Here is a 13129-nt window from a genome sequence, read left to right as displayed (position 1 = left end):
AGCCCGATCCCCTGCGACCCGTCCGCGCCGTACGCCCGTCCGTGTCGTACGCCTGTCCGTGTCGTACGTCCGAGACGTCCTACGGTGGTCCAGCATTCCAGGAATCGGGCGGGACCGCCGCCGTACCGGGGGGAATACCGGGGAACACCAGGGGGATGCCGGAGGGGACCGGCGGGAGCCGGATGCGCTCTCAAGCGCGCCGGCTCAAGCGCGCCAGGGCAGTTCCGCGATCACCCGGGTGGGGCCGCCGGCCGGGGAGTCCACCACCAGGACGCCGTCCACCGCGTCCAGGCGCGCGGCGAGACCGGCCAGCCCCGAGCCCCGCGCGACGTCCGCGCCGCCCACGCCGTCGTCGACCACTTGCAGCATCAGCCGGTCCTCCGCGCGCCACACGTCGACCGACGCGGTCCGGGAGCGGCTGTGCTTGCTGATGTTCTGCAGCAGCTCGGAGACGGTGAAGTAGGCGATGCCCTCGATGGCCGCCGCCGGGCGGGCCGGCAGGTCGACCTCCACCGTCACCGGCACGGTGCAGCGGGAGGCGACGGACGACAGGGCCGCGTCCAGGCCGCGGTCGGTGAGCACGGCCGGGTGGATGCCCCGGGCGAGGTCGCGCAGCTCCTGGAGGGCCGTCTTCACCTCGCCGTGCGCCTCCTCCACCATCCGCGCCGCCGTCTGCGGGTCCTCCCGCAGCTTCTCCTTCGCCAGCCCCAGGTCCATCGCCAGGTTGACCAGCCGGGCCTGCGCCCCGTCGTGCAGGTCCCGCTCGATGCGCCGCAGGTCGGCGGCGGCCGTGTCGACCACGGCCCCCCGGTCCGACTCCAGCTCCACCACCCGCGCCGACAGCGGCGACGGCCCGAGCAGCCCGCGCACCAGCAGCCCGTCCACGGTGGTCAGGGCCCGGACGAGCCACGGCGTGGCCAGCGTGAACACCAGCCCGACCAGCGCGGTCACGGTGATCTCGAACGGGTTGTCGAGGTAGACGCTGTGGTGGGCGTCGCCGTACAGCTGAAGCCCGCCCTGGCCGGCGTAGGCCGGGAACGCCCAGAACCACAGCGGGTAGGTCAGCAGCGCCCAGCCGCAGGTCCAGAAGCTCACCGCCACCGAGAACGCGAACACCGCCCACGGGAACTGCACCAGCGCGTACAGCACGTGCCGCCAGGAGGCGCCGCTCTTGAGCAGCGCGCCCATCCAGGCCGCCGCGCCCGGCTTGCGCATCCGCAGCGGCTCCGGCTCGGCCACGTCGACGCGGAGCAGCCCGCGCGCCCGCGCCCGCTCCAGCATGCCGAAGCCCCGGCAGCCGGCGAGCGCCGCCGCCAGCACCGGGATGCCGAGGAAGGTCACCAGCAGGCCCGCCCCGAGGGCGACCATCGTCACCGTCCAGCTGAACAGCACCACGGAGACCGGCAGGCTCAGCAGCACATAGGCGAACTCGCGCCAGCTGCGCGCCTCGAACGGCGCCCGCAGGGCGGCGGGCATCCGGTGACCGGTGCCGGCCGCGTACCCGTGTCCGTACTCCATGGCCATCGACTGTCGTCCTGTTCTCCTCGTCCGAGCGGCGTTTCAGCCGTGACTCCAGAGTCGCCCGCGCGCCGTCCGCGGGCCATGGAGTCCGTCGGCGTCTTGAGCGGGGGGTTTTCCCCACCCCTGCGCCCCGCTCGTTTTCCGCGGTCCACGCGCGCGTGGCAGGTTTCCGCGTCCCACGCGCGTAGTCGATTTCTGCGCTCCACGCGCGCGTGTGCCGCCCGCGCGGTGGTCACTCCTGCCGATCACTCCTGCCGGTCCCGCCACGGCAGCTCCGCGGTGACCACCGTCGGGCCGCCGGCCGGGGAGTCGACCACGAACAGGCCGTCCACCGCGCCCAGCCGGTCGGCCAGGCCCCGTATGCCGCTGCCGCCGTCCAGCCGGGCGCCGCCCTGTCCGTCGTCCCGGACCTGGATGAGCAGCCGGTCCTCCGTGCGCCACACGTCGACCGACGCGGTCCGGGCGCGGCTGTGCTTGCTGATGTTCTGCAGCAGCTCGGAGACGGTGAAGTAGGCGATGCCCTCGATGGCCGCCGCCGGCCGGTACGGCAGGTCCACCGTCACTGTCACCGGCACCGTGCAGCGCGAGGCGACGGACGACAGGGCCGCGTCCAGGCCGCGGTCGGTGAGCACGGCCGGGTGGATGCCCCGGGCCAGGTCGCGCAGCTCCTGGAGGGCCAGCTTCACCTCGCCGTGCGCCTCCGCCACCATCGCCGCCGCCGAGTCGGGGTCCTCCAGCAGCTTCTCCTTGGCCAGGCCGAGGCCCATGGCCAGGTTCACCAGCCGGGCCTGCGCCCCGTCGTGCAGGTCCCGCTCGATGCGGCGAAGATCGGCCGCCGCCGTGTCGACCACGATCCCGCGATCGGACTCGAGTTCGGCGATACGGCGTTCCAGCTCGTCCGAGGGCGACAGCAGCCCCCGCACCATCGCCCGATCCAGGTTCGCCATGCCCCGAGCGAGGTACGGCAGCACCGGCCACAGCACGAACAGCGAGGTCAGCACGGTGCAGAAGGTGAGGATGCCCCAGGGAAGCCGGATCACGTCGTACAGCAGCGTCCGCCAGCCCACCGGGTCCTTCAGCGCCATCCACAGCCGCTGCATCGGGCCTCCGCTCTTCGCGAGCGGCAGCGGCGTCGGCTCCTCCACCCGCACCCCGAGCAGTTTCCGGGCCCGGGCCCGCTCCAGCTTCCCCAGCTGCCGCGCGCCCAGCAGGCAGAGCGCGAGCAGCGGGAGACCGATCGCGGTGAGGGTGAGGGTGCCGCCCGCCACCAGCACGGTGAACGCGTACGTGAACCCGAACACCGCCACCGGCAGATTCAGCAGGAGATACAGGATCTCCTTCCAGGTGTGCGCGTCATAGGCGGGCCGGGGCGGAGGCAGACGGTGCGGGCCGTCGTGTCCGTCACGTGCGTGGGTGCCGTCGGTCCGGTCGGCGGCGGGGCTGGGAGCGGTCATGCTGATCAGCCTGCCGTGCCCGGCACCCTTCACGCCATGCGGTACGCCGCCCTCCGCCGCCGGGGGAAAACCCCACCCCACAGGCTCCAGCTGTCTCACGGCGTGACGGGCTGCTTACGGCGTCTTTATCAGGGCCTAGACTCCCGTGCGTACAGATCCTCGAATCAGAGGCAGCACAGAGGTCACTGGTTCACTAAGGTCACGAGGTCAGGGAGCGAGGGACGGACGGTGCGGGAGACGTTGGGGGACTCGTCGGTCACCGCGGCGAACGCTGTCGCGGCCGGATACTTCGGGTCCTACTCGGTGGTCGGACTGCTCGCCCTCATCGGCGTGCTCTTCGTCGCGGTCGCCTTCGGCGCGGGCCGCCTGCTGCGCCCGGTCGTGCCGACGCCGGAGAAACTCCTGACCTACGAGTGCGGTGTCGACCCCGTCGGCGAGGGCTGGGCCCACACCCAGGTCCGCTACTACGTCTACGCCTTCCTGTACGTGATCTTCGCGGTCGACTCGATCTTCCTGTTCCCCTGGGCGACGGTCTTCGCCGCCCCCGGCTACGGCGCGACGACCCTCGTGGAGATGTTCATCTTCCTCGGCTTCCTCGCCGTGGGCCTGCTGTACGCATACAAGAAGGGCGTCCTGGCATGGACGTGAACCCCTCAGTGCCCGAGCCCGTCCTCCTGCCGGAGCCGAAGCGGCTCGGTGCCCTGGCCCGCCTGGCGCCCGAGCCGATGAAGGTGGTCCTGAACTGGGGCCGCCGCTACTCGCTCTGGGTGTTCAACTTCGGCCTCGCCTGCTGCGCGATCGAGTTCATCGCCGCGTCGATGGCCCGCCACGACTTCATCCGGCTCGGCGTCATCCCCTTCGCGCCGGGCCCCCGCCAGGCCGACCTGATGGTCGTCTCCGGCACGGTCACCGACAAGATGGCCCCGGCCGTCAAGCGCCTGTACGAGCAGATGCCCGAGCCGAAGTACGTCATCTCCTTCGGCGCCTGCTCCAACTGCGGCGGCCCGTACTGGGACTCCTACTCCGTCACCAAGGGCGTCGACCAGATCATCCCGGTGGACGTCTACGTCCCCGGCTGCCCGCCGCGCCCCGAAGCGCTGCTGCAGGGCATCCTCAAGCTCCAGGAGAAGATCGCCCGCGAGTCGCTGGGCGAGCGGTACGGCACCGGCACCGCCCGCCCGTCGACCGCCGCCCTGCAGAGCGGCCTGGTCAAGCCGCCGGCGCCGGCCCCCGCGCCCGAGGGGGACGCACGATGAGCACGGCCGGCTGGCTCCCCGCCCCCGCCGAGGAACTCTTCGGCGCGGACGCCACGGCCGAGGAGTCGTACGACCTCCTGACCGTGGACGTACCGCCGTCCGCCTGGCTCACCGCCCTGGAGACGGCCCGTACGACCCTGGCCTGCACCTACTTCGACTGGCTGAGCGCGGTCGACGAACCGGGCACGGGCTTCCGTGTGTCGGCGCACGTCGTCGCCCTGAACCCGGTCCGCCGCCTCCTCGTCCGTACGACGGTCCCGCACGACGCCCCGGCCCTGCCCTCGGCCGTCGGCGTCTACGCGGGCGCCGCCTGGCACGAGCGTGAGACCCACGAGATGTTCGGCGTCGCCTTCGAGGGCCATCCCGGGCTGGACCACCTGCTGCTCCCCGAGAACTTCGAGGGGCACCCGCTGCGCAAGGACTTCGTGCTCGCCGCCCGTGTCGCCAAGGCGTGGCCGGGCGCCAAGGAACCCGGCGAATCCGAGCACGGCGGCCCCAAGCGCCGCCAGATGCTGCCCCCGGGTGTGCCGGATCCCAACGAGTGGGGCCCGCTCAAGGGCCAGCTGCCCCCGGCTCCGGCCCGTCCGGCCAGGGCGGCGGGCCGCGCGGCGGGAGACCGCCCGGCGCGCGCCGCCGGGGACCGCCCGGTACGGCGCACCCGCTCGGCCGCGGAGGGCTCGGCCAGCCAGGCGGCACCGGCGGCACCGGGCGGCGAGGCTGCTGCCACGGGTGCGGCGGGCGCGCCGACCGCGCCGACAGGTGCCGGTGCGGGTGCCCCCGCCCGGCCGCGCCGGATGCGCAGCGCGAGCGAGGGCTCGGTGAGCCAGGCGGCGGCGCGGCCCGAGGACGCGGCGGCGCGCGAGCAGACCGGGGCCGAGGGCGACACCGGCCGGCAGGCCGCGGCGAAGCCGCCGGCGGAGGGGACGGCACCCCCGCCCGCCCGGCCGCGCCGCGCGCGCAGCGCCTCGGAAGGCTCGGCCACACAGCGCGCCCAGGCACCGGAGCCGGCCCCGTCCGAGCCGACGGAACCGCAGGAGCCGGCCGGCTCCGCCCGCAAGACCACGGCTCCGCGCAGCTCGGACGCCCCGTGGCACCACGCCCGCCCGGCCTTCGACGAGTCACAGCGGACCCCGGAACCGGAACGTGCCCCCGAACGGGAGCAGGCCCCCGCACCGGAGCAGGCCCCCGCGCCCGAGTCACGCCCCAAGGCCCCCGAAGCCCCGAGCACCCCCGACGACCCCGACGCCGACTCTGACCCCACAGGAGGCCCGCAGTGAACGACGCGCTGGACGTCGCTCTGCGACTCCTGGTCGTCTTCGTCGTCTTCCTCACCTTCCCGCTGATCGTGGGCCAGACCGAGCACAAGGTGATGGCCCACATGCAGGGCCGCCTCGGCCCGATGTACGCGGGCGGCTTCCACGGCTGGGCCCAGCTCATCGCCGACGGCGTGAAGTTCGCGCAGAAGGAGGACGTGGTCCCGGCGGGCGCCGACCGCCGCGTCTTCCAGCTCGCCCCCGCCGTGGCCCTGCTGCCGTATCTCCTCGTCCTGCTGGCCATCCCGATCGGCCCGAGCGAGGGCGCCGTCGGCCAGGTCCTGGACGCCGGCGTGTTCTTCGTGCTCGCGGTGATGGGCGTCGGCGTGCTCGGCTCGCTGATGGCCGGCTGGGCCAGCGCCAACAAGTTCTCCCTGCTGGGCGGCCTGCGCACGGCGGCCCAGCTGCTCGCCTACGAACTCCCGATGCTGCTGGCGGCGGCCTCGGTCGCGATGGCGGCGGGCACGGTCTCCCTGCCCGGCATCCTGCACTCCTTCCACTGGTGGTGGGTGCCCTGGCAGATCGTCGGCGCGGTCGTCTTCTTCGTGGCCGGACTCGCCGAGCTGCAGCGCCCGCCGTTCGACATGCCGGTCGCCGACTCGGAGATCATCTTCGGCGCGTACACCGAGTACACCGGCCTGCGCTTCGCCCTGTTCCTGCTCGCCGAGTACGCCGGCATCGTCGTCCTGTGCGGCCTGACCACCGTCCTCTTCCTGGGCGGCTGGCACGGCCCGTGGGGCGCCGACGGCCTCGGCTGGGTCTGGACCCTGCTGAAGACCGCGATCCTCGCCTTCCTGGTCATCTGGCTCCGCGTGACCTACCCGCGGCTGCGCGAGGACCAGCTCCAGAAGCTCTCCTGGACCCTCCTCGTCCCCCTCTCCCTCGCCCAGATCGCCCTCACCGGCATCGTCAAGGTGGTGATCCAGTAACCATGGCCCCCATTCCTGGTAGCGGCCTGGCCAAGGGCCTGGCCGTCACCCTGCGCACGATGACGAGGAAGTCCGTCACCGAGCAGTACCCGGACGCCCTGCCCGAGCTGCCGCCCCGCACCCGCGGCGTGATCGGCCTGTTCGAGGAGAACTGCACGGTCTGCATGCTCTGCGCCCGCGAGTGCCCGGACTGGTGCATCTACATCGACTCCCACAAGGAGACGGTCCCGCCCGCCGCCCCCGGCGGACGCGAGCGCAGCCGCAACGTCCTCGACCGGTTCGCGATCGACTTCTCCCTGTGCATGTACTGCGGTATCTGCATCGAGGTCTGCCCTTTCGACGCGCTGTTCTGGTCCCCGGAGTTCGAGTACGCCGAGACCGACATCCGCGACCTCACCCACGAGCGGGACAAGCTCCGCGAGTGGATGTGGACCGTGCCGGCCCCGCCCGCCCTGGACCCCGGCGCGGAGGAACCCAAGGAGATCGCCGCCGCCCGCAAGACCGCCGAGAAGCTGGCCGCCGCCCAGGCCGAGCCGCAGGAGCCGCAGGAGGGCGAGTCGTGACCCTCGCCGCACCCGTGAACCTCGCCGCGACGGGGAACCTCGTCGCGGCCGGGAACGGCTTCCTGTCCCCGACCGGCGTGGAGATCGCCTTCCTGCTCGTCGGCCTGGTCACCCTCGGCGCCGCGCTGGTCACCGTCACCACCCGCCAGCTGGTGCACGCCGCCCTCTGGCTGGTGGTCACCCTCGGCGGCCTCGCCGTCGAGTACCTGCTGCTCACGGCCGAGTTCATCGCCTGGGTGCAGGTCCTGATCTACGTCGGTTCCGTCGTCGTCCTCCTGCTGTTCGGTCTGATGCTCACCAAGGCCCCCATCGGCCGCTCCCCGGACGCCGACTCCGGCAACCGCTGGGCCGCTCTGGCCGTCGCGGTCGCCTCCGCCGTCGCCCTGGTGTGGGTGGTCGTGGACGCCTTCCGCACCACCTGGATCGACCTGGACGGCCCGGCCGCCGGCAGTACCCGGGTCACGGGTGCGAGCCTGTTCCGGCACTGGGTACTGCCGTTCGAGGCCTTGTCCGTGCTGCTCCTCGCGGCGCTGGTCGGCGCGATCGTGCTGTCCCGCAAGGCCGAGGCGGACGCGGCCTTCGGCGCCCCCGCCGGCGTCGACGTCCCCGGCGACAAGGAAGGCGCCCGCTGATGCACCTCGCCTACCCCGCCGTACTCTCCGCTCTCCTCTTCTGCACCGGCCTGTACGGCGTCCTCGCCCGCCGCAACGCGATCCTGGTCCTGATGTCGGTCGAGCTGATGCTCAACGCCGTCAACCTCAACCTGGTCGCCTTCGACGTCTGGCTCAGCCGGACTGCGAAGGACACCCTGCACTCCGGCCAGGCGCTGACCCTGTTCACCATCGCCATCGCCGCCGCCGAGATCGGCATCGGCCTGGCGATCGTGCTCGCCGTCTACCGCAACCGCGGCACCTCCGACATCGACAAGCTCCGCGACACCGCCGAGGGCGCCGAGCCCGAGGGCCCCGGCACCTCCGCGGCCGAGAAGGCTGAGGCCTCCGCGTGACCACGACCACCCTCGCCGTCCTCGTCCCCCTCCTGCCGTTCCTGGGCGCCGCGGCCGGTCTGCTGCTCGGCCGTACCGCCCCCGGATTCGTCCGCCCGCTCGCCGTGCTGCCGCCGCTGGCCTCGCTGGTGCTGGCCGCGCTGGTCGCCGTACGGCAGGGCGGCGACCAGGCCGTCGACGCCCACACCGAGCTGACGCCCACCGGATCCGTGCCGATCGAGCTGGCCCTGCACATCGACGGCTTCGCCGCGCTCGTCGCCGTCCTGGTCGCGTTCGTCGCGAGCTGCGTGCAGATCTACTCCACGGGCTACCTGCGGGACGACCCGCGCTACCCCTCGTACGCCGCTCTCGTCTCCCTGTTCACCTCCGCGATGCTCCTGGTCGTCTACTCCGGCGACCTGATCGTTCTGCTGGTCGGCTGGGAAGTCATGGGCATCTGCTCCTACTTCCTGGTCGGCCACTACTGGGAGACCCCCGAGGCCCGCGCCGCCTCCCTGAAGGCGTTCCTGGTCACCAAGCTCGGCGACGTGCCGTTCCTCATCGGCCTGTTCGCCCTCGCCACCGACGCCGGGTCGTTCCGCATCACCCGCGTCCTCGGCACCGTCGCGAGCGGCGGCCTCGACCACCCGACACTGATCGCGCTGCTGCTGCTCGCGGGCGTCGCGGGCAAGTCGGCGCAGTTCCCGCTGCACACCTGGCTCCCGGACGCGATGGCGGGCCCGACGCCCGTCTCGGCGCTGATCCACGCCGCGACGATGGTCGCCGCCGGTGTCTACTTCATCGCCCGTCTCCTTCCCGTCTTCGAGGCGTCCCAGGCCGCGATGGTGGTCCTCGCCGTCATGGCCGCCGTCACGATGGCCGGCTCCGGTCTCGCCGCGCTCGCCCAGGACGACATCAAACGCGTCCTCGCCTACTCGACGATCGGCCAGCTCGGCTACATGACCGGCGCCCTCGCCGTCGGCGACCGCGGTGCCGCCGTCTTCCACCTCCTGTCCCACGGCGCCTTCAAGGCGCTGCTGTTCCTCGCCGCCGGCGTGATCATCCACGCCGCCGGCACCAACTCACTCGCCGCCATGTCCCGCATGCACGGGCTGCGCGACCGCGTCCCGGACGCCTACTGGACGATGACCGTGGCGCTGCTCGCGCTCGCCGCGATCCCTCCCTTCAGCGGCTTCTTCTCCAAGGAGTCCGTCCTCGGCGCCGCCGAGCACGTGACCGCCGGCCACACCGAGCACGCCCCCGGCGCCGCCGGCTGGATCGTCCTCGTCGCCGGCCTGCTCACCGCCCTGCTCACCGCCGCGTACGCCACCCGGCTGTGGCTGCTGGCCTTCCGCGGCCGAGGTGCCGAGGCCCCCGACCACGGCCGGCAGCCGCTCACCATGACCGTGGTGCTCTGGGTCCTGGCGCTTCCCTCCCTCGCCTTCGGCGGGCTCGCCTACCGCTCGCTGCCCGGCTGGTTCGACGGCCGCGACCTGACCCCGACCCTCCTCACCTCGATCCTCGGCACGGGCCTCGCCGTGGTCGGCGGGCTGCTCACCCACGGCGCCTGGCAGCGCACCTCCGCACTTGCCGCCCGCATCCCGCTGGGCGCCGTCGCCGCCCACCCCGAGGGCGACGCCGGCCTGGTCGAGGCCGAGGCCATCGCCACCCACGAGCCTGCCTACGGCGACATCGCCTACGCCCCCGACCCGGCGGACCCCGGGCGGCTGCTGCTCGGCCCGCTGCACCGGCACGCGGCCGCCGGCTTCCACCTGGACGCCGTGTACTCGGCCCTGTTCGTCCGCCCGGTCCAGGCCGGAGCGAGCCTCGTCCGGTTCCTCGACCGCGAGGTCGTCGACACCTACGTACACGGCGCCGCCGCCCTGCCCCGGCTGCTCGGGGCCGCCGTACGGCGCGCCCAGACCGGCAATGTGCAGACCTATGTGAGCGCGCTGCTCGCCGGCACCGTCGTCTTGGCGGTCGCCGTCCTCCTCGTCGCCACGGGAGCGTGAGCAGGCGTGATCGATATCAACGAGTCCGTGATGCAGTTCCTTCTGGCATTCGTCGTCGTCGGCCCGCTCCTCGGTGCCGCCGCCGCTCTCCTCCCGGCCCCGCCCGGACTGAAGGGGAAGTCGCCCGAGCAAGCCGTGCTGCGGCACGGCGTGACCGTCACCGGCGCGATCCTCGTCGCCGCGATCGTCCTCGCGCTCGGCTTCGACCACGACCATCCGTCGAAGATGCAGGCCACCACCGACATCAGCTGGATCCCCGCACTCGACGTGCGGATCCACCTCGGCACCGACGGCATCTCCCTCCCCCTTCTGGTCCTGACCGCGCTGCTGACCTTCCTCTGCGCGCTCTACTCCTACTTCAAGCCGCCGTCGGGCCCGTCCCCGAAGGCGTTCGTCGCCCTGCTGCTCCTGCTGGAGTCCGGCACCCTCGCCACCTTCGCCGTCCTCGACCTGCTGCTGTTCTTCCTCGCGTTCGAGATGGTGCTCATCCCGATGTACTTCCTCATCGCCCGCTGGGGCGGCGAGGGCCGGACCCGGGCCGCGTGGAAGTTCATCCTGTTCACGCTGCTCGGCTCCGTGGTCATGCTGCTCGGCCTGCTCCTGATCGGAATCAAGGCGGGCACGTTCGACATGGTGGCACTCGCCACTGACAACGGCCGGTCGCTGACCACGTCCGTGCAGGTCATCGCCGTTCTCGCGATCGCGATCGGGCTCGCGGTGAAGACGCCGATGTGGCCGCTGCACAGCTGGCTGCCCGACGCCCACACCGCCGCGCCGACCGTCGGCTCGGTGCTGCTGGCCGGCGTCTTGCTGAAGATGGGCACGTACGGTTTCGTCCGGATCCTTCTGCCGATCGCGCCGGACGGCTTCCACACCTTCGCGCCGTACCTCGCCGCGTTCGCCGTCGTCGGGATCATCTACGGGTCCCTCGCCTGCCTGGCCCTCGCCAAGCGGGGCGCGAAGGGCGACCTCAAGCGGCTGATCGCCTACTCCTCCGTGGGCCACATGGGCTTCGTCCTGCTGGGCATCGCCACCATGACCCCGACCGGCGTGAACGGCGCCCTGTTCGCCAACATCGCCCACGGCCTCATCACCGGCCTGCTGTTCTTCCTGGTCGGCGCGCTCAAGGACCGCACGGGCACCACCGACCTGGACACCCTCGCCGAGGAGACCGGCGCCGCCCTCTACGGCAAGGCACCGCGCCTCGGCGGCCTGCTCGCGTTCGGTGCCGTCGCCTCGCTCGGGCTGCCCGGACTCGCCGGGTTCTGGGGCGAGATGCTGGCGCTGTTCGGTGCGTTCCGGCCCGCCGCCGACCTCAGCCGGCCGGCCTTCCTCACCTTCATGGCGATCGGCGCCTTCGGCACCCTGCTGACGGCCGCGTACATGCTGATCGTGGTCCGCCGCGTCTGCATGGGCGGCGCGGAGCGGGAGGTCCCGAAGCTCGCCGACGTCCACGGGTACGAGTTCGCCGCCTGGACCCCGCTCGTGGCCCTCACCGTCCTCGCCGGACTGTGGCCGAAGGCCCTGCTCGGCCTGACCGACCCGGCCGTGCAGCAGCTCCTCGCAGGAGGCACCCGATGAGCGCCCAGCCGCTTGCCGAGTCGCTGGTCCAGTCCGTCGACTGGCTCGCGATCGCCCCGCCCACCATCGCGGCCGTCGTGGCGCTCGCCGTCCTCGTCGCCGACCTGTTCGTGCCCGAGCCCCGCAAGGCCGTGCTCGGCCGGGTCTCGGTCGCCGCACTCGCCGCGGCGGCGCTGATGCTGCTGCCCCTCCTGGACGGCGACCGCAGCACCTTCTGCCTGACCGGCGGTACGCGCGCGTGCAGCTACACCGCCGACCACTTCACCCTCGTCATCCAGTTCCTGGTCCTCGGCGGCGCCCTCCTCGCGGCCCTCCTGTCCGTCACCCACCTGGACGACGAACGGCGCCGCGTCCCGCCGGGCGAGTTCTGGTTCCTGCTGCTGTCCTCCGCGGCCGGCGCCGCCCTGCTGCCCGCCTCCCGCGACCTGGCCACCCTGATCGTCGCCCTGGAGGTCGCCTCCCTGCCCGCCTTCGCCCTCGTCGGCATCCGGCACGGCGACAAGCGGTCCTCCGAGGCGGCCCTGAAGTTCTTCCTGTCCTCGGTCACCGCCACCGCGGTCAGCCTGATGGGCATCAGCTTCGTCTACGCCTCCACCGGCACCCTCCACCTCACCCAGGTCGCCCAGCGCCTGCCGCACGTCGACGGGCAGCTGCACACCCTCGCCCAGACCGGCGTCGTCCTCACCCTCGTCGGCTTCGCCTTCAAGACGGCCGCCGTCCCCTTCCACTTCTGGGTGCCCGACACCTACATCGGCGCGCCGCTGCCCGTCGCCGCCTACCTGTCCGTCGTCGGCAAGGCGGTCGGCTTCTCCGGCCTGATCCTCGTCACCGTCGTCGCGTTCCCGTCGTACGCCGACGTCTGGGGGCCCGCGCTCGCCGCCCTGGCCGCCCTCACCATGACCGTCGGCAACGTCGCCGCCCTGCGCCAGCAGGCCACGCGCGCGTACAGCGCCGTACGACTGCTCGCCTGGTCCTCCGTCGGCCAGGCCGGCTACCTGCTGGTGCCGATCGCCGCCGCCGGATACACCAAGGACGCCGAGAAGGCGATCGGCTCCACCGTCGCGTACGCCCTGATGTACGCCGCCGTGAACCTCGGCGCGTTCGCGGTGGCCGCCCTGGTGGGCCGCGGCCGGGCACTGAACCGGATCAGCGACTACCGGGGCCTGTACGCCGCCAACCCGGTCACCGCGCTCCTGATGGCCTTCTTCCTGCTCTGCCTGGCCGGGCTGCCGCCGGGTGTCATCGGCCTGTTCGCCAAGGTCACCGTGTTCTCGGCGGCCGTCGACGCGGGCCTCGGCTGGCTCGCCGTGGTGATGGCCGTCAACGTCGTCATCGCCCTCTTCTACTACCTGCAGTGGACGGCCCTGCTGTTCCGCGCCCCCGAGGGCGAGCCCGCCCGGCACCGCGTCCCGGCCCCCCTCACGGCAGCCATCGCCCTCACCGGAGTCCTCGGTGTCGCCCTCTCCGGAGCACCCCAGCTGGTCCTCCGCTTCGCGGACACCGGACTGTTCTAGG

At 72.7% G+C, this 13129-nt stretch carries 12 protein-coding genes; 10 read left to right on the top strand and 2 right to left on the bottom strand.

What is annotated here, in order from left to right; genetic code table 11:
* Window positions 1-204: 204 nt before the first annotated feature.
* Both ABZ937_RS01530 and ABZ937_RS01525 read right to left on the bottom strand, forming a co-directional pair.
* Window positions 205-1524 carry a sensor domain-containing protein gene (locus ABZ937_RS01530; RefSeq protein WP_361684448.1) on the bottom strand — a complete coding sequence of 440 codons (1320 nt, stop codon included), beginning with the start codon at window positions 1522-1524 and terminating at the stop codon, window positions 205-207.
* Between the two features lie 242 nt (window positions 1525-1766).
* Window positions 1767-2975, bottom strand: coding sequence for a sensor domain-containing protein (locus ABZ937_RS01525; RefSeq protein ID WP_361684446.1), 1209 nt, complete (start codon window positions 2973-2975; stop codon window positions 1767-1769).
* A 228-nt stretch (window positions 2976-3203) separates the two neighbouring features.
* Between ABZ937_RS01525 and ABZ937_RS01520 the strand changes: the two genes are divergently transcribed.
* Genes ABZ937_RS01520 through ABZ937_RS01475 form a run of 10 tightly spaced genes read left to right on the top strand, consistent with a single transcriptional unit; the run spans window position 3204 to window position 13128 of the window.
* Window positions 3204-3623, top strand: a complete 420-nt coding sequence (locus tag ABZ937_RS01520; protein WP_361684444.1) for an NADH-quinone oxidoreductase subunit A — start codon at window positions 3204-3206, stop codon at window positions 3621-3623.
* A complete protein-coding gene (locus ABZ937_RS01515) occupies window positions 3614-4231 on the top strand; it encodes an NADH-quinone oxidoreductase subunit B family protein (RefSeq protein WP_361684442.1) in 618 nt (205 codons plus the stop codon). The genes ABZ937_RS01520 and ABZ937_RS01515 overlap by 10 nt, the downstream gene beginning before the upstream one ends.
* On the top strand, window positions 4228-5508 hold the full coding sequence (locus ABZ937_RS01510; protein WP_361684440.1) for an NADH-quinone oxidoreductase subunit C: 1281 nt from the start codon (window positions 4228-4230) through the stop codon (window positions 5506-5508). The genes ABZ937_RS01515 and ABZ937_RS01510 overlap by 4 nt, the downstream gene beginning before the upstream one ends.
* The gene (locus ABZ937_RS01505; RefSeq protein ID WP_361684438.1) at window positions 5505-6473 is read left to right on the top strand and encodes a complex I subunit 1 family protein; all 969 of its coding nucleotides are present in this window, start codon (window positions 5505-5507) and stop codon (window positions 6471-6473) included. The genes ABZ937_RS01510 and ABZ937_RS01505 overlap by 4 nt, the downstream gene beginning before the upstream one ends.
* A gap of 2 nt (window positions 6474-6475) precedes the next feature.
* Entirely contained in the window at window positions 6476-7036 is a 561-nt protein-coding gene (locus ABZ937_RS01500) for an NADH-quinone oxidoreductase subunit I (protein WP_361684436.1), read from the top strand.
* The gene (locus tag ABZ937_RS01495; RefSeq protein WP_361684434.1) at window positions 7033-7668 is read left to right on the top strand and encodes an NADH-quinone oxidoreductase subunit J; all 636 of its coding nucleotides are present in this window, start codon (window positions 7033-7035) and stop codon (window positions 7666-7668) included. Before ABZ937_RS01500 ends, ABZ937_RS01495 begins: the two co-directional genes overlap by 4 nt.
* On the top strand, window positions 7668-8042 hold the full coding sequence (gene nuoK, locus ABZ937_RS01490) for an NADH-quinone oxidoreductase subunit NuoK (protein WP_361684432.1): 375 nt from the start codon (window positions 7668-7670) through the stop codon (window positions 8040-8042). The genes ABZ937_RS01495 and nuoK overlap by 1 nt, the downstream gene beginning before the upstream one ends.
* The gene (locus tag ABZ937_RS01485) at window positions 8039-10033 is read left to right on the top strand and encodes an NADH-quinone oxidoreductase subunit L (RefSeq protein ID WP_361684430.1); all 1995 of its coding nucleotides are present in this window, start codon (window positions 8039-8041) and stop codon (window positions 10031-10033) included. The genes nuoK and ABZ937_RS01485 overlap by 4 nt, the downstream gene beginning before the upstream one ends.
* A 6-nt stretch (window positions 10034-10039) precedes the next feature.
* The gene (locus ABZ937_RS01480; RefSeq protein ID WP_361684428.1) at window positions 10040-11614 is read left to right on the top strand and encodes an NADH-quinone oxidoreductase subunit M; all 1575 of its coding nucleotides are present in this window, start codon (window positions 10040-10042) and stop codon (window positions 11612-11614) included.
* Window positions 11611-13128 carry an NADH-quinone oxidoreductase subunit N gene (locus ABZ937_RS01475; protein ID WP_361684426.1) on the top strand — a complete coding sequence of 506 codons (1518 nt, stop codon included), beginning with the start codon at window positions 11611-11613 and terminating at the stop codon, window positions 13126-13128. Before ABZ937_RS01480 ends, ABZ937_RS01475 begins: the two co-directional genes overlap by 4 nt.
* Window position 13129 lies beyond the last annotated feature (1 nt).

Origin of the sequence: Streptomyces sp. NPDC046727 (assembly GCF_040645635.1) — a bacterium.
GTDB lineage: Bacteria > Actinomycetota > Actinomycetes > Streptomycetales > Streptomycetaceae > Streptomyces.
Note: the sequence above shows the minus strand (reverse complement) of the source record. Positions and strands in the feature narration are given on the sequence as shown.

Coding starts and splice junctions, on each gene's coding strand:
- ABZ937_RS01530 (WP_361684448.1), bottom strand. CDS start 1,524: ATGGCCATGGAGTACGGACACGGGTACGCGGCCGGCACCGGTCACCGG.
- ABZ937_RS01525 (WP_361684446.1), bottom strand. CDS start 2,975: ATGACCGCTCCCAGCCCCGCCGCCGACCGGACCGACGGCACCCACGCA.
- ABZ937_RS01515 (WP_361684442.1), top strand. CDS start 3,614: ATGGACGTGAACCCCTCAGTGCCCGAGCCCGTCCTCCTGCCGGAGCCG.
- ABZ937_RS01510 (WP_361684440.1), top strand. CDS start 4,228: ATGAGCACGGCCGGCTGGCTCCCCGCCCCCGCCGAGGAACTCTTCGGC.
- ABZ937_RS01500 (WP_361684436.1), top strand. CDS start 6,476: ATGGCCCCCATTCCTGGTAGCGGCCTGGCCAAGGGCCTGGCCGTCACC.
- nuoK (WP_361684432.1), top strand. CDS start 7,668: ATGCACCTCGCCTACCCCGCCGTACTCTCCGCTCTCCTCTTCTGCACC.
- ABZ937_RS01475 (WP_361684426.1), top strand. CDS start 11,611: ATGAGCGCCCAGCCGCTTGCCGAGTCGCTGGTCCAGTCCGTCGACTGG.